This is a genomic window from Streptomyces sp. NPDC002463 (genome assembly GCF_042889835.1).
In the GTDB taxonomy this organism is placed as follows: Bacteria; Actinomycetota; Actinomycetes; order Streptomycetales; family Streptomycetaceae; genus Streptomyces; species Streptomyces nymphaeiformis.
In genome coordinates, this window is the sequence record NZ_JBIARL010000027.1 from 1 (window position 1) to 18,486 (window position 18,486).

Consider the following 18,486-nt stretch of genomic DNA (forward strand, 5'->3'; position numbering starts at 1 on the left):
TCAGGTTCGCCGTGGCGAGCAGGTTCACCGCCACGTGCTGCTGCCACACCGCCACCCACTCCTCGTACGGCGTCTCCGCCAGAGGATGGCGGATGTTCACCGCCGCGTTGTTCACCAGCACGTCGACCCCGCCGAGCGCCTCCGCCGCCATGTCCACCACGGCAGCCGCCCCCGTCGGGTTCGTGAGGTCGCCGCCGACCAGTACGTGACCGGCGCCGGTGAGGGACTCCAAGGTCGCGCGCGCCTCTTCGACACGCGAGCCGAAGTGGACGACGACCCGGTCGCCGTTGGCCGCGAACGCCTGGGCCACCGCGCGCCCGAGGCCACGCGACGCACCACTGACGAGCACGCGCCTGCCCGATGCAGGCAGATTCATGAGCATTCCTTTCGAGGCGCGCAGGGTGCGGCCGCCCAGCCGTTCACGAAGATCGTCGATTCCCGTAAGCGTAGGAGATCGGGAGCGTGCCGGGCCGTGCCGCCTCGGTCCAGGAGCCGCCGACCCGTCTGACGGAGTGGACCGCATGACGACACTGCGGAGCCGACTCCTGCTCGCCCTCGGCCGGTTCAACGCCGCCCACCCCTGGGACCACAACGCCCACTACCACCGGTGGATCATGCGGCAACTCCCGCGAGACTTCCGCTCGGCCCTGGACGTCGGTTGCGGCACGGGCGACCTGGCCCGGCTGCTGGCCACACGTGCCGGGGCAGCGGACGGCATCGACTGCGACGAGGCGATCGTGGCCCGGGCACGGGAGCTGACCCCTCCGGACGCTCCGGTGACCTACAGCGCCACGGACGCGCTCAGCGAGCTCCCCGCGCCTTCGTACGACGTCATCACCTGCGTCGCCGCCCTTCACCACCTGCCGTTCACCGCGGCCCTCGCCCACTTCCGCCGGCACCTGACGCCCGGAGGGACTCTGGTGGTCGTCGGTCTCTGGAGCGCGCGCACCCCCGTCGACCATCTGCTCGGTGCCGCCGCCATTCCGCTGAACGCCGCCACGGGCTGGCTCAAGAACAGGGGCCGGACCGCATGCCCGCCGGCCTCGATGACGGCCCCGGTCCGACCGGCGACCATGAGCTTCGCCGAGATCGTCCACGAGGCCCGACGCGTGCTGCCCGGCGCACGCCTGCGCCGCCGGCTGTTCTGGCGCTACACCCTGGTGTGGCACCGGGAGTGAGTCCGGAGAGCGCACAAGCCGTCAGGCGGGCCCGATCCATCATCGGCGACCGGGACTGTCAGTGGGCGCACCTAGCATGGCGACCATGACGGAGACGCAGGTGGGAACGGCTGAGCGGCTGCTGCGCGAGGTGCTCGGGGCGGCACGGCGGGACCCCGAGGGGGCGGGCGCGCCGCACGGCGGCGCGCTGCGGGCGCTGGAGCAGGCGCGGCCCGCGCGCTCGGTGGCGGCCGACGTCGCCGCAGCGGGTGGGGTCGACGACGAGACGGCCGCGCTCCTCAGAGAGTCGACGGAGCGCCATCTCGGTGCGGACACGGCCCGTTGGCGCGCGTTGCACGACGCGCTGGCCGGGCACCGCGACGGTCTGCTCGACCTGCTTGCCGCGCCGCCGGTGACGTCGGCGTCCGACGGCTCGCTCGCTCCACCCGCGCCCCGCAGCGTCCACCGCACGCTCGGCCTGCTCCTGGAGCACGCGGAGCCGCGGCATGCCGCGGCCGCGTTCGCCACCCTGCCCGAGCGGGTCACGACGGAGCTGCTCGCCGGCGGGACCCTCCCGGCACCCGCGCTCGTCGACGCCGTCGTCGACCACGGCGACACCCGCACCCGGGCGGCTCTGGCCCGCCATCCCCGGCTCGACACCCGGGCCCTGGCCCGGCTGGTCATGGTCGGCGACACTCAGGTCGCCGCGGCCGTCTATCGCAACCCGCGCACCACCCAGTCCCTGCGCCGCACCGTCGTCGAGCGGCGCGACACCGTTCCGCTCGACGACGCGCTGCGCACCGAGCTGACGGCGCCGCACGGCAAGGTCCCGCGCACCTGGCTCACCCCGCTCCTGGTCTCGGGCGACCCGCAGCTCGTGGTGCCTGCCCTGCGGTGGGGCGTACGCCAAGTCGCGCAGCAGTACGCCCTGTTGAGGATCTGGGAGCGGACCGGCCCGGACGCCGTGCGCACTCTGCTCGACGACCCCGCCCTGGCATCTCTGCTGAACCCGGCCGTCGTGGACACGGTCAACGAGGCACTCGCCGCACCGGACGGCACCGGACGACGTCGACTGCGCGCTGGGACCGAGCCGTACGAGGACCCGGCCCGGCTGCCCGCGCTGCTCGCCACCGCCCGGGGCACCAGCACCCTGCGTGACCTGCTGTCCGAGCCGTACGCCCACGATCTCGACGCGCTCGCCGCGGCCCATGCCGCGACCCCGTTCATGCCCAAAGCCTGCGAGGAGCTCGCGCGTCACGAGGCGGCGAGCGATACGCAGCGCCGGGCGTTCCGGCTGAGCGTCCTCAATGAGCCGTGGCGGGCCGGGGGCCGTCGCGCAGGGAACAGCACCCCGCCCGCACAGCGCCTCGCGGCAGAGGCGCTCGACGACAGCGCCGCCGACTGGGCGGAGGGCATGGCGGCGGCAGGGCTCCTCGACCCGGCCGAGCTGATCGGCACCGCTCGTCCCGCCGCCCACGCCCTGGCCGCGCTCGCCCGCCTCGCCGAACGGGACCTGCTGGGCCCGGCGGCGGTCGCCGGCCTGCACGCACTGACGGAGACTCATCTGGGGGAGAGGGGGCGGCCCTGGACGGAGCTCGACGTCCTGCTGCCCGAGTACGGGGGCACCGTCGAGGAACTGATCGTCGAAGCGGGGAAGGCCCCGGACGAGGTCACGGGTGAGGCCGTCCGTGAGGCCGAGCCCCCGTCCGAGCCCGCACCACCGGCCTCGGAACCCTCACCCCTCGCCCTCCACCAGAGCCACCGCGTGCACGCCCTGGCCGCACTCGACCTGCTGTACTCCCTCGCCCCGGACGGTGCGCCCCGGCCGAAGGACCCCGAAGTGCTGCGCGCCCTGACCGCGTACGAGCAGGCGACCGCTCCCGGCCTCGCCACCCCGCGCTGGTTCACCGACGCCTGCGCCGCCCACGGCATGCCCGCCTCCCGGAACGGCTTCGCGTACGAGGCCCCCGGCCTCGCGCAGCTGCGTGCGCTGATCCCCGGGCCGATCGGTTACGACGCGCAGCACACCGAACAGGCCTACGCACAGGGCGTGCTGCCCGCCGACGAACTGCTCACCCTCCTGCCCGCCAGGCGCCTGCTCCTGCTGCCCTACGACTGGCAGCGGCTCGCGTTCGCCGACGCCTGGCGGGCCGCCCTCGCCCGCCGGCTCCGCGCCGACCTCGGCACCGACCCCGACGCCTGGCTCCGCCTGGCCGCGACCGTCACGGCCTCCGAAGCCGCCTCGGAAGGGCTGACCTGGACGGAATTGCTGGAGCGCGCGAAGGACGGTGCAGGTCCGGCATCCGGCGCCGAGACGCCCATCGGCAGGCCCAGGCCGGACACGCCCGACGCGGCGATCAGCCTGTTGGAACACGGCGACCATCTGTGGGCCTGGCCGGCGGGCACCCTGCTCTGCCTCGCCGACGCCGAGGTGGTCGACGCCGTGCTGCCCCGGCTCGGCCCCGACGCGCCCTGGCTGCTCGCCGCGTACCTGTTGCGCCACGCTCGCACACCGCGCACCGCCCTCGACCGGCTGCTCGCGGGCCGCGACCCCGACGCTCTGCGCGTCCTCGCCGCCCAGTCCCGCTGGATGGAGCGGAGCGGCGCGGTGGAGCGCCTCGTCGACCTCGACGACCCCGAGGTCGACCTCGCCCTGCTGCGGCACTGGAACCCCCGGCCGATCGCCCACCGGATCGTGACCCGGTCGGGGCCCGGCGCCGGGCGGCCGTCCCTGGGCGCCCGGGTGCTGGCCGACTGGCGTGCCGGTGGCTCCGCGCGCCCGGCCGGTGGTCTGATGTGGCTGTGCTCCGCCGAACCCGACCTCGTGGAGGAGCTGCTCGAAAGAGAGGGCTCGAAGCTCGGCCTCGCACTTCAACTGCTCGGCTGCCTGCGACTCCTTGAGCACGACGGCGCCGACCGGCTGACGCGGCTCGCGGGGAGGGACGCGCTGGGGCGCTCCGCCACCACCGTGTGCGCGAAGGCCCTGGCGTCCGCCGACCCCGCCGCCGTCCTCCGCGCCCGCCTCGACCGGGAACTGGCATCGGAGAAGCTCGTACGGAAGCTGAGGCGCGCCCGGCACGCACCGCAGACGCGTGACCTCGTCGCGTCCCTTCCGCCGGGTGAACCCGTGCCCTGGGAGGCCATCGAGGCCGCCCACGCCCAGGAGCCGCTCCCGAACTGGCAGGACATCGTCCGCCTGGACGGCGTCCCGGAGGACGTACGGCTGCGGCATGCGGCCCTGCTGCCGGAGCCTGGCCCCGAGGGCCTGCCCGGCAGCCCGCGCCTCACCCGGGAGCGGGCCCGGCACGGCCTCGGCGGCCTGTTCCACTGCGCGCCGTCCACCCAACTGGACGGCCTGCTCACGGCGGGGCTCCTCGACGGCGCGGACCTGGTGCGCCTCGCGACCCCGGCCGCGCGCCTGCTCGCCCACCTGGGCGGCGCCGCCCGCCGTACGGACGCGCCCCCCGAGGCCGCCGAAGCCCGCACCGTCCTGGCGGACCTCGTGCGCTCCCGACTCGGCACGAACCCGGCGGCCTGGCACCGGGTCGCCCAGCGGCTGAGCGGCCTCGACCCCGAGTGGAATCCGGTCTCCACGGTGGAGGCGCTGCTCGCCGACTAGGACGCCCGTCGACCGCCCGTCCGGTTTCTCGCAGCGACTCCCTCCGGAGCCGCTGCCCCTGCTGCCAGACTGGGGCGCATGGCCGCTGCCCCTCATTCCCCGAGACCGTCCATGCGCGAGCTGATCCAGCGCCGCAGGCGCGCCGCGTTCCTCGGGCGGACGGCTGAACTCGACGCGTACCGCCGGAACTTCGCCCTGGGAACCGACGACCCGGCGTACCGCTTCCTCTTCCACGTACGGGGCAACGCCGGCATCGGCAAGTCGTCCCTGCTCCGGGAGCTGGAGCGGATCGCGCGCGAGCACCATGCGCTGACCGTGCGCACCGACGACTCGGTGAGCGGTGCCGTGGAGGTCATCGCGGCGGTCAGCGCCCGGTCCGGGGAGCTCGGACACCCGTTGAAGGCGGTCGACCGGCTCCTGAACACCTACCGGCAGCGCCGGCACGAGGCCGAGTCCGCCCTCGGCACCCCCGGCGGTGACACGACGGACCCGGGCGCCCCGTCCCCGGCGGCGCGCGTCACCGTCCAGGCGGCGCTCACCGGGCTGGGCATGCTCCCGGTCGTCGGAGCGTTCGCGGGCGCCCTCGATCCCGCCCAGGTCGCAGAGGGCGCCGACCGGCTGCGCACCGTGCTCAGTGCCCGGCTGCGCAGCCACGACGACGTCCAGCTGGTCCTCGACCCCGTGTCGGTCCTCACCCCGGTGTTCGTGGCGGAGGTCGGCCGGGTCGCCGAGCAGGTCCCCTGGGTGGCGCTGTTCCTCGACACGTACGAGCGGACCGCGCCGTTCCTGGACCGCTGGCTGTGCGACCTGCTGGCCGGCGAGCGGTACGGGGCGCTGCCCGGCAACGTCGTCGTGACCCTCGCGGGCCAACGGTCCCTCGACCCGGCGTACTGGGCCGACTGGGCCGACCTCGTGGTGGACCTGCCCCTGGCCCCGTTCTCCGAGTCCGAGACCCGCACCTTCCTCAGCGGGCGCGGCGTGCAGAGCGAGTCCGTGGTGCGGGACGTGCTGCGGCTCTCCCACGGCCTGCCCGTCCTCGTCTCCACCCTGGCGGAGAGTGCGGCACAGGCCGGCGCCGTCGACGACCCGAGCACCACGGCGGTCGAACGGTTCCTGAAATGGGAGGGCGACCCGGTGCGCAGGGCGGCCGCCCTCGCCGGGGCGCTCCCGCGCCGCCTGGACGAGGACGTCTTCCGGGCGGTGGCCGACGAGCCCGCCGTCCACCTCTTCGGCTGGCTGCGCGCCCTGCCGTTCGTCGACGTCCGCGGCGGCCGGGCGCAGTACCACGACGTCGTACGGGCCCCGATGCTGCGCCTGCAGCGCACCACCTCCGCCGACCGCTGGCGCGCCGCGCACGAACGGCTCGCGCGGTGCTACTCCGGCCGCCGGGAGACCGAGGGCCAGGGCCTCGCCCCCCACCTGCGCTGGTCCGAGGAAGGCTGGCGGGCGGCGCGCCTGGAGGAGACGTACCACCAGCTGTGCGCGAACCCGCGCGAGATGCTGCCCGCGGTACTGCGTGATGGCATCGACGCCTGCGACGAGGGACCCGAGGTGGCCCGCCGCTGGGCGGACACCGTCGCGGCGGCGGGCGACGACAGCGACACGGCCGTACTGCGCGAGTGGGGGACCGGGCTCCTCGCCGCGCTGCGCGACGAGGAACGCGGCACGATCACGGTCCTCGACATGCTCCTCCGCCAGGCGGGACTCGCCGACTACGAGCGGGCCAAGGCGCTGTGGGTCCGAGGGCAGGCGTACCGGCGGCGCAGGCAGTACGCGGAGGCGTTCGCCGACTACGACCGGGCGATCGAGCTGGCACCGCAGGCTCCCCGGCCGTACACGGGGCGGGCGGTGATCCATCGCGACCTGGGGGCGTTCGACAGGGCCTTGGAGGACCACGACCGGGCCTGCGCCCTGGCATCCGACGCAGAGCGGGCCATAGGCCACCGCGGCGAGACGTACCGCGTGGCGGGCCGCCTGGACGAAGCCCTCGCAGACTTCGACCGGGCCCTCGACATCGCACCCACGACAACCTGGGCGCTGGCCAGCCGGGCCGACGTGCTGCGCCGCCTCGGCCGCCCGCACGAGGCGCTGACGGATCTCGACCGCGCTCTGGCCCTGGAACCCGACTACATATGGGCTCTCGTACGACGCTCACGACTCCGGCGCGCGCTGGGCGACACCGGCGGCGGACTCGTGGACCTGGACCGGGCACAGGACCTCTCGCCGGACGACCCCTGGCTGATGGGCGAGCGGGGCGAGACGCTGCGGGAGCGAGGCCGGTACGCGGAGGCCGTCGCCCAGTACGACCGCGCCCTGGAGCTCGACCCCGCCTACACCTGGGCGCTCGGCAGTCGGGCCCTCGCCCAGCACGCCCTGGGCCGCAGCGATCTGGCACTCGCCGACCTGGACCGGGCGCTCGCCATGGACCCGGACTACGCCTGGGCCCGGGCGCGCCGGGCCGAGATCGTGGCGGTGAGCGCCGGAAGCCAGGAGGACGCCGGGTGAACCACGGCCTCGGCAGGGGCAGGTCCGTCAGCTGCTCCTGCCGGCCCGCCCCAGCGGTCAGTTGTCCCCGAGCGCCAGCTTGATGCCGAAGCCGACGAGTACCGCGCCGGTGATCGAGTCGATGACCCGCTGGACCGAGGCGCGGTTCAGCCATCGGCGGACGAGCTGGGTGCCGAAGATCAGCGCGCTGAACCAGACCAGCCCCTCCAGGTCGTGCACGGCCGCCAGGACGACCCCCATCAGCAGGTGCGGGGCGCCACTGGGGATGAACTGCGGCAGCATCGCCATGTAGAAGACGCCGTTCTTCGGGTTGAGCAGGCTCGTGCCGAGCCCGCGTGCCCAGGCGCGTGCCCACGTCGCCTCCGCGGCCGTGGCTCCCGCTCCGTCAGTCGCGTCCCCCGCCGCGGTCCGGCCGCGCTCCTTGAGCGTCCGGCGGATCATGCCGATCCCCAGCCACGCCAGATACACGGCGCCGGCCACGCGCAACGCGTCGTACAGCAGTTGGGACGCCGTGAGCACCGCCGAGGCACCGACGGCGGCGGCCACGCCCCACACGAGCACGCCGGAGAGGATCCCCAGCGCCGTCGCGAACGCCCGGCGCCTGCCCAGGGTGATGGCGGAGCGCAGCACCAGAGCGGTGTCCAGTCCCGGCATGATGGTCAGCATGCCGGCCACGACGGCGAAGGAAGCGATGGCAGAGGAGACGGTCATGCGGCCATCCTGGAGCCGCGGCCGCGATCACGTCCAATGAGGTCTGCTGCACGGCGCATCAGCAGGACTGATACCCCTGCTCGCTCGGTGCTTCGCCCGCATCTCACCCAGCGGGTTCGGTTTCCCGAACCTCAGGTTCGGGGGCGGGCACCATCGCCCGCCGACCCCCGGTCCGCCGACGATGAATACATGATCGAAAAGGCGAGGGACATCCATACGGGAACCGTCGCGCGGGCGGAGGATCTGCACCGCGTGTACGGGCGGGGCGGGGCGGCCGTGCGGGCGCTGAACGGGGTGTCGGTGGCGCTCGCCCCCGGCACGTTGACGGCGGTGATGGGACCGTCGGGCTCCGGCAAGACCACCCTGCTGCACTGCCTCGCGGGGATGGACCGGCCCACCGGCGGCTCCGTCTGGTGGGGCGGAACCGAGATCTCGCGGCTGCCCGAACGGCGGCTGGCGGAACTGCGGCGCAGCCGGGTCGGGTTCGTGTTCCAGGCGTTCAACCTGATGCCGGCGATGACCGTCGCCCAGAACGTCGAGCTCCCCGGTCGGCTGGCCGGCGAACGCCCCGACCGGGACCGGGTGCTTGACGCGCTCGCCCGGGTCGGGCTGGCCGGGTGCGAACGGCACCGGCCCGGGCAGCTGTCGGGCGGACAGCAGCAGCGCGTGGCCATCGCCCGCGCGCTGGTCTCCCGCCCGCAGGTGCTCTTCGCCGACGAGCCGACCGGCGCGCTCGACCGGGCCACCGGCCACGAGATCCTCGCCCTGCTGCGCGCGGGGGTGGACCAGGAGGGGCAGACCTGCGTGATGGTGACCCATGATCCGGTCGCCGCCGGATACGCGGACCGGGTGCTCCTGCTCGCCGACGGCGTGCTGGTCGACGAGCTCGACCGACCCTCCGCCGCCCAGGTGGGCGAACGCCTGAGCCGGCTGGGCGGGTGAGCCCGGTGATCACGCTCGCCCTCGGGCCGCTGTGCCGCCGTCCGACCTCCTTCGCCGGTCTCGCCGTCGCGCTCTTCCTGGCCATCACCACCGTCACGATGTTCGGCCTGCTGTTCGCCGCCGAGCTCACCGGCGACGACATGCAAAAGGCGGACGCAGGGCCCGGACTGATGGTGATCGCGGGCGCGTTCGGAGAGATCGCCGTCCTGGTCGCCTTCTTCGTCGTGGTGAACGCGCTCGGCTTCGCCCTCCGGCAGCAGCACCGCGAACTCGCCCTGCTGCGCACCATCGCGGCGACACCCCGCCAGACGCGGCGCCTGGTCCGCGTCCAGGTCGTCGCCACGACGCTGGTGGTCACCGCACCGGCGTGGGCCGTCGGCAGGGTTGCGGCCGGCCGTTTCCTCGCCGAGCTCCAGCGACGGGGCATGGCCGCGCCGGGCCTGCGCGTGCCGGAGACCCTCCTGCCCCTCCTGGTGGCCCTCGCCGCCGCCCTCGCCGTCGGCCTGGCCGCCTCGGCCGTCGCCGCCCGGCGGATCTCCCGGATCGCACCCGCGGCCGCCCTCACCGCGAGCGCGACCGAGCACGGCCGCACCGGGGTGCCACGCCTGCTCGCCGGCGTCGCCGCGCTCGCGGGCGGCGCCATGCTGCTGCGGCTCGCGGCGACGCGGCCGGTGGAACAGGCGGACAAGGCGGGGCAGGCGGCACTGCTCGGTTCGCTGGTGCTGCTGGTCGCGGTCGCCCTGCTCGGGCCGCTCGCGGCGCGCCTCCTGGCGGCCGTGTCGGGCGCGCCGGTCCGGCTCCTCGCGCCCCGTACGGGGTGGCTGGCCGATGCCAACCTGCGCGGGTACGCGCGGAGGCTCTCGTCCGCCGTGGTGCCCGTCGCGCTGCTCGTGGGCCTGTCGGGCACCATGTCGATCATGACAAGTACCGCCGGAAACGCTCCGGGCACGACGGCGACCGGCGTCACCTCGGCCACCGACGTCTGGTTGCGCCAGAGCGAGCTGGCGTTGCTGGTCTCCTTCGCGGCCGTCTCCACGGTCAACACCCTGGTCGCCGTGACCGCCGGCCGGCGCCGCGAGTTCGCCATGCTGCGCCTGGTCGGCGCGACCTCGTCGCAACTGCTGCGCATGCTGACCGTGGAGGCGGTGCTGACCACGGTGGTGGGAGTGCTGCTCGGCGCCACGGTCGCGGGGGCCGCGTCCGCCGCGTTCAGCACGGCGGTGACGGGCTCGGCGGCACCGACCGTCCCGATGGCCGCCTGCGGGTGGATCGCGGCGGGCGCGGCGGCGCTGACGGTCCCCGTCATCCTGGTCACCGGGATGCGGGCGGTCCGCGGCCCGGCGGCGGAACAGGTGGGTGGTGGCGGTGACTGAGCACGGCGGGAGGTCCGCCCCCGGCGACGCGGGGGAGGACGGGGCCCGCGCGGGGACGGCGGCCGAGCAGCAGTCCCGGCTCTCTGCCGGGGACCGCGAACGGCTCTCCGCGGCGGCCGAGGAAGGGCTCCCCGTACGGGGCGGTGCACGGTCTTCCGTACGAGGCGGCGAACGGCTCTCCGTACAGGCCGGTGAATGGCTCTTCGCCGTCCTCGGGCTGCCCCTCGCGCTGCTCTGCGGCGTGTACGCGATCGCCGTCCTGTACACGGGCGTACTGCTGTCGCTGACGGTGCTGGGCCTGCCCTTCGTGGTCGCCGCTCTACTGGGCGCGCGTGGTCTCGGCTCGCTGCACCGACGGCTCGTCGGCAGACTGCTCGGGGAGCAGGTCGAGGCGCCGGCCGCGCTGCCCCGCCCCACCGGCTCGGTCGCCCGCGGCCGTGCCGTACTGACCGACCCGGTCGGCTGGCGGACCCTCCTCTACCTGGTCCTGCGGCTGCCGCTCGGCGTCCTGGGGTTCGTCGCGGCGGTGGCGCTGCCCCTCGGCTGCGGCTGGCTGATCGGATTCCCGCTCTGGGCCCGGCTCCTGGAGCCGGAGCCGCGGCCGTTCGGCTGGGCGGACGCCGTCTCCGTACCACTGGGGCTTCTGCTGCTCGTCGCAGTACCCGGCGCGATCAGGGCACTGAGCAGCGCGAACCGGCGGCTCGCCGGACTGCTGCTCGGCCCCGCCCCGGCACAGCAGCGGGTCAGGAAGCTGGAGGCGGCCCGCGCCGTGCTGCTCGCGGAGAACACCGACCGGCTGCACCGCCTGGAGCGCGACCTGCACGACGGGACCCAGGCCCGTCTCGTCGCCCTGGCCATCACCCTCTCGTTGGCCGACGACGCGCTCGCCACCGCCGAAGGCCCGGACCTGGCGCGGACGCGCGGCCTGGTGGAGCGTGCCCGCGGCCAGACCGACGACACCATCACCGAACTGCGCGGGCTCACCCGGGGCATCCGGCCGGTCGCGCTCGACGGGGGCCTCGCCCAGGCGCTGCCCGGCCTGACGGCCACCTCGCCTGTGCCGGTCTCCGTCCACCTCGACCTGCGGGAACGTCCGGAACCGGCGGTCGAGAGCGCCGTCTACTTCTGCGCCGCCGAACTGCTCACCAACGTCGCCAGACACAGCGGTGCGCGTTCGGCGGAGCTGGGGGCGAGCGCCGTCGGCGGGCGGGTCCGGCTCACCGTGCGCGACGACGGGCGCGGTGGTGCGGCGCCCGGTGTCGGGACCGGCCTGACCGGTCTGGCCGAGCGGCTGGCGGCGGTGGACGGCGTCCTGACCGTCGACAGTCCGCCCGGCGGTCCCACCACGGTCACCGCCGAACTGCCGTCGCGTCTGTGAGCGTTGCTCAGCCGGTGCTCTCGGCCAGGTACGCCAGGACGGCCTTCACGCGCCGGTTGTCGGTGTCCGTCGCCCGCAGGCCGAACTTCAGGAAGACGGCGGCGACATGCTTCTCCACGGCCCGCTCCGACACCACCAGCGACGCGGCGATGGCGCGGTTGGAACGGCCCTGGGCCATCAGCTCCAGCACCTCGCGCTCGCGCGCCGTCAGCGTCTCCACCCGGCCGCGCCGCCCGCCCCGCATCAGCCCGGTGACCACCTCGGGGTCGAGCGCCGTGCCCCCGTCGGCGACCCTGTGCAGCGCCTCCACGAACTCGTCGGTGCGGGCGACGCGCTCCTTCAGCAGATACCCGACGCCCGCCGCTCCGTCCGCGAGCAGCCGGGAGGCCCAGACGGTCTCGATGTGCTGGGAGAAGACCAGGATGCCGACCTCGGGCGTCCGCGCCCGGATCTCGACGGCGGCGCGGATGCCCTCGTCGGTGTGCGTGGGGGGCATACGGATGTCCACCACGGCCACGTCGGGCCGGTGCTCGTCGACCGAGGCGACCAGTTCGGGGGCCGTCCCGGCGGTGGCCACCACCCGGCAGCCCCGGGAGCCGAGCAACTCGACCATGCCGTCGCGCAGGATCACGGAGTCCTCGGCCAGCACCACACGCAGCTGTCTGTCGATCACGACGCCCTCCCTCGCCCGCGGCCGTCCTCAGACGGCGACGGAGAGCAGGTCCACCACGAAGAAGAGCGTCGAGCCCGCCGGGATCAGCGGAGTGGGCGACTGGTTGCCGTAGCCGAGGCGCGGGGGAACGACGATCTCGCGCCGGCCGCCGACCTTCATACCCCTGATCCCGCGGTCCCAGCCCTTGATGACCCTGCCACCGCCCACGGCGAACTTGAACGGCTGGCCCCGGTCCCAGGAGGCGTCGAACTCCTTGCCGGACTCGAAGGTGACTCCGACGTAGTGAACCTGGACCACGTTGCCCGGCTTCGCCTCGGGCCCGTCCCCGACGACGAGGTCGCGGATGGTCAGCTCGGTGGGAGCGTCGCCCTCCGGAAGGACGATCTCGGGCTTCGTCGGTTCGCTCATCGCAGTCTCGTTTCTCTCCGCCGGAAGCCCTCGTACGGCCCCCGGGCGCAGGGTCACCCTATGCGGTGGATCATCACGCCACCGAGAAGGCCGTCCGCAAGGCGTGGGGCTTCAGCCGGTGCTCAGTGCGGGACGGCCCCGGGTGGGACGGCGTGACGTCGAGCGGATCGTGGCGTACGCGGTCCGAGGCCAGGCCCGTCGCGGCGAGGTGCCGTGCGACGGTGGAGACCATGGCGGGCGGGCCGCTCACGTAGGCGACGTGTCCGGACCAGTCGCCGTGACGGGCCAGGGCCTCGGCGAGCGAGCCGTCCTCGGTGGACCCGGGGCCCTCACCGATCACCGGGGTGACGCGCAGCCAGGAGTGGCGGGACTCCAGCTCGGAGAGGGCGGCCGTGTCGTACAGGTCGTCCAGGGTGCGGGAGCCGAGGAACACGTGCGTGCGCCGGTCGCGCGGCCGGCGCGCGGCCAGGTCGTCCAGGAGCGCCTTGGCGGTGGCCCATCCGGTCCCGCCCGCGACGATCAGTACGTCCCCCGGCGGGGCGTCGTCGAGCGTCATCGTTCCCTGCGCCGGCCCGAGGCGCAGCTGATCGCCCACGCGGGTGCGTGCCACCAACGCGTCGCTCACCCCGTCCGGGCCCGTTCGGCGGACGTGGAACTCCAGCTCCCCGTCCGACCGGGGCGCGCAGGCGACGCTGTACGGCCGCCAGGCGTGCGGCAGCAGCGGGGACTCCAGCCGGGCGTACTGTCCGGCCCGGTACGGGAAGGGTTCCGCGGTGCGGACCCGGAGGACGGCGACTCCGGGACCGCACAGCCGGTGTTCCGTCACCGTCGCGTTCCAGGAGGCGGGCTCGGCCAGCGCCTCGTGCGCGCCGTCGACCATGGCCGCGACCGCGAACCGCACCATCCGCACCCAGGCCCGCTCCAGCTCCTCGGCCCACCACTCGCCCGCGCTGCGGCGCAGGGCGGAGACGAGCGAGGACTCGAACACCTCGTAGTGCACGGGGCGTACCCCCAGCTTGCGGTGGTCGCGGCCCAGACGGAAGCAGAAGTCGGCCACCTCGTCCGGCCGGTCCAGGTTCTCGATCAGGTACCAGAAGGCGCGTTCCAGATGGGCCCGCTGGAACTCCATCGAGTCGGGGAACAGCCCCCGCAGGTACGGGTGCTGCTCGAACATCGCCTGGTAGAGGTGATCGATGAGCTCGCTGAACGGGGTCACCAGCGGCAGATACCGCCTGATCGTCTCCTGGTCGCCGACTCCGTCGTACGAGTGCCCGGACTCCGCCGGCCGGACGCTTCCCGCCGGCTGCAGCAGCCGCTGACGCAGCCGCATCGCGTCCTGGCGCGCGAGGAGCGCGTGGTACTCGTCGTACGCGTCGCTTGTGAGGGTGCTCAAGTGCTGGCTCTTTCCCTGCCGTGTGTACCGTGTCACCGCCCCGGCCGAAGGCACGTCAGTTTCGCACCGCGGTCCCTCCGCCGTCCGGCCCCATCAGGCAGGGCCGTTCGGCCCTGGCGCTCCCCGCCCCCGCCTCGTACGGGAGCGGGTGTCGAGCCGAACGACGCCGCGATCAGTCCCGGTCCCTGCTCCTCCCCAGGTCCAGGGCCGCCCAGCAGGTCGCGTCCTCCCGTACCTCGCGGTGGCGTCGTACCACCGCGCACGCGCGCACCGTGGCGCTCGCGGTGGCACCGGCGGCCGCCCCGGCCAGGAGGAGCGGGGCCTGAACTCCCATGAGGAGCAGCAGGGCCGTCACACCGGCCGTGGCCCAGCCGGTGACGCACGCCGTCGCCGCCAGGCGGCGGGAGGCGGGGCGGTCGGCGCCCGCGCGCAGGTCGACGAGCGCGGGTACGTACCAGACGCAGCCGGAGGCGGTCACGGCACCGATGCCCAGGGCGAGCACGGCCGGGGTCACCGGTGGCTCACCGCCTCGTCCGGCTTGTTCTCCAGTCGGTCGAGGGCGGCGATCTCCGGATGGTGCAGGTCGAACGCGGGGGACTCGGAGCGGATCTTCGGCAGGGTGAGGAAGTTGTGCCGCGGCGGCGGGCAGGACGTCGCCCACTCGAGCGAACGGCCGTACCCCCACGGGTCGTCGACCTCGACCCGCTTTCCGTACCGGCCGGTCTTCCAGACGTTGTAGAAGAACGGCAGGAAGGACAGGCCGAGGAGGAAGGAGCCGATGGTGGACACGGTGTTGAGGGCGGTGAAGCCGTCGGCGTCCAGGTAGTCGGCGTACCGGCGGGGCATTCCCTCGGCACCGAGCCAGTGCTGGACGAGGAAGGTGGCGTGGAAGCCCACCGTGAGGGTCCAGAACGTGATCTTGCCGAGCCGTTCGTCGAGCATCTTGCCGGTGAACTTCGGCCACCAGAAGTGGAAGCCGGCGAACATCGCGTACACGACCGTGCCGAACAGCGTGTAGTGGAAGTGCGCGACGACGAAGTACGAGTCGGAGACGTGGAAGTCCATCGGGGGCGAGGCCAGGATGACGCCGGTCAGACCGCCGAAGGTGAAGGTCATGAGGAAGCCGGTCGCCCAGAGCATCGGGGTCTCGAAGGACAGCGAGCCCTTCCACATCGTCCCGATCCAGTTGAAGAACTTCACGCCGGTCGGTACGGCGATGAGGAACGTCATGAAGGAGAAGAACGGGAGGAGCACGCCACCGGTGACGTACATGTGGTGCGCCCACACGGTCACGGACAGGCCGGCGATCGCGATGGTCGCGGCCACCAGACCGATGTAGCCGAACATCGGCTTGCGGCTGAAGACCGGGACGACCTCGGAGATGATGCCGAAGAACGGCAGGGCCAGGATGTAGACCTCTGGGTGTCCGAAGAACCAGAAGAGGTGTTGCCAGAGCAGTGCTCCGCCGTTCGCCGCGTCGAAGACGTGCGAGCCGAACTTCCGGTCGCATTCGAGGGCGAAGAGCGCCGCGGCGAGGACCGGGAAGACCATCAGCACCAGCAAGGACGTGAGCAGCACGTTCCAGGTGAAGATCGGCATGCGGAACATCGTCATGCCCGGAGCGCGCATGCAGATGATCGTGGTGATGAAGTTGACCGCGCCCGCGATGGATCCGAAGCCGGAGAGGGCGACGCCCATGATCCACAGGTCGGCACCGAGGCCGGGCGAGTGGACGGCGTCGGAGAGCGGCGCGTAGAGGAACCAGCCGAAGTCCGCGGCCCCGCCGGGGGTGAGGAAGCCGCCGGCGGCTATCAGCGAGCCGAAGAGGTAGAGCCAGTAGGCCAGCATGTTCAGGCGGGGGAAGGCGACGTCCGGTGCGCCGATCTGCAGCGGCATGATCCAGTTCGCGAAGCCGGTGAAGAGCGGCATGGCGAAGAGCAGCAGCATGATCGAGCCGTGCATGGTGAACGCCTGGTTGAACTGCTCGTTCGACATGATCTGCGTGCCGGGGCGCGCCAGCTCCGCGCGCATCATCAGGGCCATGACACCCCCGATGACGAAGAAGAACAGAGCCGAGCAGAGGTAGAGCGTGCCGATCTGCTTGTGGTCGGTGGTCGTCAGCCACCCCACCCACGAGGGCCGGACCGGCCGCGCGGGGCCCTCGGCGGGCTCCGGGAGACGTGTCTCCCCGGCCTTCATCTGAATGCTGCGTGCCTCGTCCACCGGACGACGACCTCCAATTCCACGTGCAGTGCCAACGGGCCGGGAAGCGTCCTCGAACGGGGGCTGCCTCGGGCGCTTCCCGGCCGCCGCCACATGATCGGCGGAGGGCACCCGGGGCCCGATAGGGTCGAACAGTCCTTCGGCGTTCCGTGAGGCAGGGCCGAACGGCCCTCACCCCGCCGCGCGCACCACGCGTACGCTGCACGGCGGGAAGCCGTCCCGGCGCGAGCCGCGGAGGACAGGACCCGAGCAAGACCCGAACGACGACGAGAGCCGATCACCACGCATGCCCGACACAGCGACCCACGCGCGCCCGCCCTGGCCTCGCATCGACGTCCCCGACCGGATGCACGGACTGCTCACCGCGGTGATGGACCTCGGCCGCGACCTCGAACTCCCGCAGGTCCTGCGGAGCATCGTGGAGGCCGCCGTCAGCCTCACCGACGCCGAGTACGGGGCGCTCGGCGTCATCGACGACCGGCAGAAGCTGTCCCAGTTCCTGCCCGTGGGCATGGCCGACGAGCTGGTGGCGCGGATCGGTCCGGCGCCGTGCGGCCACGGCATCCTCGGCGAGCTCATCGGCAATCCCACCCCGCTGCGGCTCACCGACCTCACCCGGCACCCCAGCAGCTTCGGCTTCCCCGCCCACCACCCGCCGATGCGCACCTTCCTGGGAGCGCCGATCCGGGTGCGCGACGAGGTCTTCGGCAACATCTACCTGACCGAGAAGCGGGGCGGCGGCGCGTTCGACGCCGACGACGAGGCGGTGCTGACGACGCTGTCGATGGCGGCGGGCGTCGCCGTCGACAACGCCCGCCTGTACCACGACAGCCGTCGCCGGGAGCACCGTCTGGAGGCGCTGGGCGAGATCACCCGGACCCTCCTCGCGGGCACCGACACCGACGAGGTGCTGCGCCTGATCGCCCGGCGGGCCATGGAGGTCGCCGACGCCGACCTCGCCGCCGTGCTCCTGCCCTCCAAGCCGACCCATGCGGTACGGACGGACTCGGGACCGACGGACCCGGTACCGGCGGGCGCCGTACCCTCAACACCCGCCGGCGCGGGGCCGGACAGTGCGACGGCGTCCACCGGACCGGTACCGGCCGGCTCCGCCTTCACCGGCGATCTGATCGTGCGAGTGGCGCACGGCGACAGCGCCGAAGCCGTCCGCGGAGCCGTTCTCCCGGCGTACGGTTCGCTCGTCGGCCTCGCGGCGCGCACGCGCGGACCGGTCGTCAGCGCGGACGTGCGCGCCGACCCCCGGGCGCTCGCGCTCGACGGGACGACCGGGGACGAGCACGGCCCCGTGGTGGCCGTTCCGCTCCCCGTCGACGATGCCGTGTGCGGGGCCCTGCGGCTGAGCCGCAAGGCCGGGCGGCCGGCCTTCGACACGGCCGAGACCATGCTGATCAGCGGCTTCGCCGATCAGGCCGCGATCGCCCTCGAACTCGCCCGGCGCCGCGCCGAGTCCGAGGAACTCGCCGTGCTCCACGACCGCGACCGCATCGCCCGCGACCTCCACGACGTCGCGATCCAGCGGCTGTTCGCCACGGGGATGACGCTCCAGAGCGCGACCCGCGTCATCGAGCATCCCGGAGCCGCGGAGCGGGTCGCCCGTGCCGTGGACGACCTCGACACCACGATCCAGATCATCCGCTCGACGATCCTCCAGCTGCGCACGCCGGGCGACGACCGCAGCGGGCCCGCTCTGCGGCGACGCATGGCGGAGACGGTCCAACTGGCCGCGCAGCACCTCGGGTTCACCCCGTCGCTGCGCATCCTGGGCCCGGTCGACACGGGCGTCCCCGAGGCGCTGGCCGAGCACGTCCTGGCGGTGACGGCGGAGGCCCTGAGCAACACGGCCCGGCACGCCCGGGCGCATCGGGCCGACGTGGTGCTCTCGGTGCCGGATCCGGCCGATCGTCTCGTGCTCACGGTCACGGACGACGGCATCGGGCTGGGCCAGGCCGCCCCTACGGGCGGACTCCGCAACATGCGCTCACGCGCGACGCAGTGCCACGGGACCCTCAGCCTGGAGGAGCCCGGGGGCGGCGGCCTGCGGGTCACCTGGAGCGCACCGCTGCCGACCGACTGAGAGGCGCCG

The 18,486-nt window shown here is 73.7% G+C and carries 14 protein-coding genes; 7 read left to right on the plus strand and 7 right to left on the minus strand.

The annotated features are described in order from the left end of the window. A partial coding sequence (locus ACFYX3_RS36550; protein WP_389023236.1) for an SDR family NAD(P)-dependent oxidoreductase occupies positions 1-376 on the minus strand: 376 nt, incomplete at its 3' end. A gap of 145 nt (positions 377-521) precedes the next feature. On the opposite strand from ACFYX3_RS36550, the gene ACFYX3_RS36555 reads away from it, so the two are divergent. The 3 genes from ACFYX3_RS36555 to ACFYX3_RS36565 all read left to right on the plus strand — a co-directional run bounded on the left by ACFYX3_RS36555 (position 522) and on the right by ACFYX3_RS36565 (position 7,281). Continuing rightward, positions 522-1,178 (plus strand): class I SAM-dependent methyltransferase, encoded by a 657-nt coding sequence (locus ACFYX3_RS36555; RefSeq protein ID WP_389023239.1) that lies wholly within the window; start codon positions 522-524, stop codon positions 1,176-1,178. Positions 1,179-1,263: 85 nt separating this feature from the next. Beyond that, positions 1,264-4,776 carry a hypothetical protein gene (locus ACFYX3_RS36560; protein ID WP_389023242.1) on the plus strand — a complete coding sequence of 1,171 codons (3,513 nt, stop codon included), beginning with the start codon at positions 1,264-1,266 and terminating at the stop codon, positions 4,774-4,776. 111 nt (positions 4,777-4,887) lie between these two features. Continuing rightward, positions 4,888-7,281, plus strand: coding sequence for a tetratricopeptide repeat protein (locus ACFYX3_RS36565; RefSeq protein WP_389023245.1), 2,394 nt, complete (start codon positions 4,888-4,890; stop codon positions 7,279-7,281). A gap of 57 nt (positions 7,282-7,338) precedes the next feature. On the opposite strand, the gene ACFYX3_RS36570 is transcribed toward ACFYX3_RS36565, so the two are convergent. Next, positions 7,339-7,992 (minus strand): LysE family translocator, encoded by a 654-nt coding sequence (locus tag ACFYX3_RS36570; RefSeq protein WP_389023248.1) that lies wholly within the window; start codon positions 7,990-7,992, stop codon positions 7,339-7,341. 189 nt (positions 7,993-8,181) lie between these two features. Here ACFYX3_RS36570 and ACFYX3_RS36575 point away from each other — a divergent pair, with 189 nt between their 5' ends. Genes ACFYX3_RS36575 through ACFYX3_RS36585 form a run of 3 tightly spaced genes read left to right on the plus strand, consistent with a single transcriptional unit; the run spans position 8,182 to position 11,685 of the window. After that, complete coding sequence (locus ACFYX3_RS36575) at positions 8,182-8,934, plus strand: ABC transporter ATP-binding protein (protein WP_389023251.1); 753 nt, start codon at positions 8,182-8,184, stop codon at positions 8,932-8,934. Positions 8,935-8,939: 5 nt separating this feature from the next. Next, complete coding sequence (locus tag ACFYX3_RS36580) at positions 8,940-10,307, plus strand: FtsX-like permease family protein (RefSeq protein ID WP_389023497.1); 1,368 nt, start codon at positions 8,940-8,942, stop codon at positions 10,305-10,307. Continuing rightward, on the plus strand, positions 10,300-11,685 hold the full coding sequence (locus ACFYX3_RS36585; protein ID WP_389023254.1) for a sensor histidine kinase: 1,386 nt from the start codon (positions 10,300-10,302) through the stop codon (positions 11,683-11,685). The genes ACFYX3_RS36580 and ACFYX3_RS36585 overlap by 8 nt, the downstream gene beginning before the upstream one ends. Positions 11,686-11,692: 7 nt before the next feature. Here the strand turns inward: ACFYX3_RS36585 and ACFYX3_RS36590 are convergent, their stop codons facing one another. The 5 genes from ACFYX3_RS36590 to ctaD all read right to left on the minus strand — a co-directional run bounded on the left by ACFYX3_RS36590 (position 11,693) and on the right by ctaD (position 16,358). After that, positions 11,693-12,358, minus strand: coding sequence for a response regulator (locus ACFYX3_RS36590; RefSeq protein ID WP_382660938.1), 666 nt, complete (start codon positions 12,356-12,358; stop codon positions 11,693-11,695). A 27-nt stretch (positions 12,359-12,385) separates the two neighbouring features. Continuing rightward, positions 12,386-12,766 (minus strand): FKBP-type peptidyl-prolyl cis-trans isomerase, encoded by a 381-nt coding sequence (locus tag ACFYX3_RS36595; protein WP_389023257.1) that lies wholly within the window; start codon positions 12,764-12,766, stop codon positions 12,386-12,388. A 73-nt stretch (positions 12,767-12,839) separates the two neighbouring features. Next, entirely contained in the window at positions 12,840-14,159 is a 1,320-nt protein-coding gene (locus ACFYX3_RS36600) for a globin domain-containing protein (protein WP_389023260.1), read from the minus strand. A 172-nt stretch (positions 14,160-14,331) separates the two neighbouring features. Continuing rightward, positions 14,332-14,673: a hypothetical protein gene (locus ACFYX3_RS36605; RefSeq protein WP_389023263.1), complete on the minus strand. Its 342-nt coding sequence runs from the start codon at positions 14,671-14,673 to the stop codon at positions 14,332-14,334. Continuing rightward, entirely contained in the window at positions 14,670-16,358 is a 1,689-nt protein-coding gene (gene ctaD / locus ACFYX3_RS36610; RefSeq protein ID WP_376582920.1) for a cytochrome c oxidase subunit I, read from the minus strand. The genes ACFYX3_RS36605 and ctaD overlap by 4 nt, the downstream gene beginning before the upstream one ends. A gap of 370 nt (positions 16,359-16,728) precedes the next feature. On the opposite strand from ctaD, the gene ACFYX3_RS36615 reads away from it, so the two are divergent. Then, on the plus strand, positions 16,729-18,477 hold the full coding sequence (locus ACFYX3_RS36615) for a GAF domain-containing protein (protein ID WP_389023501.1): 1,749 nt from the start codon (positions 16,729-16,731) through the stop codon (positions 18,475-18,477). The last annotated feature ends 9 nt before the right edge of the window (positions 18,478-18,486 follow it).

Excerpts from the sequence above, each read along its gene's own strand:
- ACFYX3_RS36565 (WP_389023245.1), top strand. The coding sequence starts at position 4,888 with ATGCGCGAGCTGATCCAGCGCCGCAGGCGCGCCGCGTTCCTCGGGCGG.
- ACFYX3_RS36595 (WP_389023257.1), bottom strand. The coding sequence starts at position 12,766 with ATGAGCGAACCGACGAAGCCCGAGATCGTCCTTCCGGAGGGCGACGCT.
- ACFYX3_RS36570 (WP_389023248.1), bottom strand. The coding sequence starts at position 7,992 with ATGACCGTCTCCTCTGCCATCGCTTCCTTCGCCGTCGTGGCCGGCATG.
- ACFYX3_RS36560 (WP_389023242.1), top strand. The coding sequence starts at position 1,264 with ATGACGGAGACGCAGGTGGGAACGGCTGAGCGGCTGCTGCGCGAGGTG.
- ACFYX3_RS36575 (WP_389023251.1), top strand. The coding sequence starts at position 8,182 with ATGATCGAAAAGGCGAGGGACATCCATACGGGAACCGTCGCGCGGGCG.
- ACFYX3_RS36615 (WP_389023501.1), top strand. The coding sequence starts at position 16,729 with ATGCACGGACTGCTCACCGCGGTGATGGACCTCGGCCGCGACCTCGAA.
- ctaD (WP_376582920.1), bottom strand. The coding sequence starts at position 16,358 with ATGAAGGCCGGGGAGACACGTCTCCCGGAGCCCGCCGAGGGCCCCGCG.
- ACFYX3_RS36555 (WP_389023239.1), top strand. The coding sequence starts at position 522 with ATGACGACACTGCGGAGCCGACTCCTGCTCGCCCTCGGCCGGTTCAAC.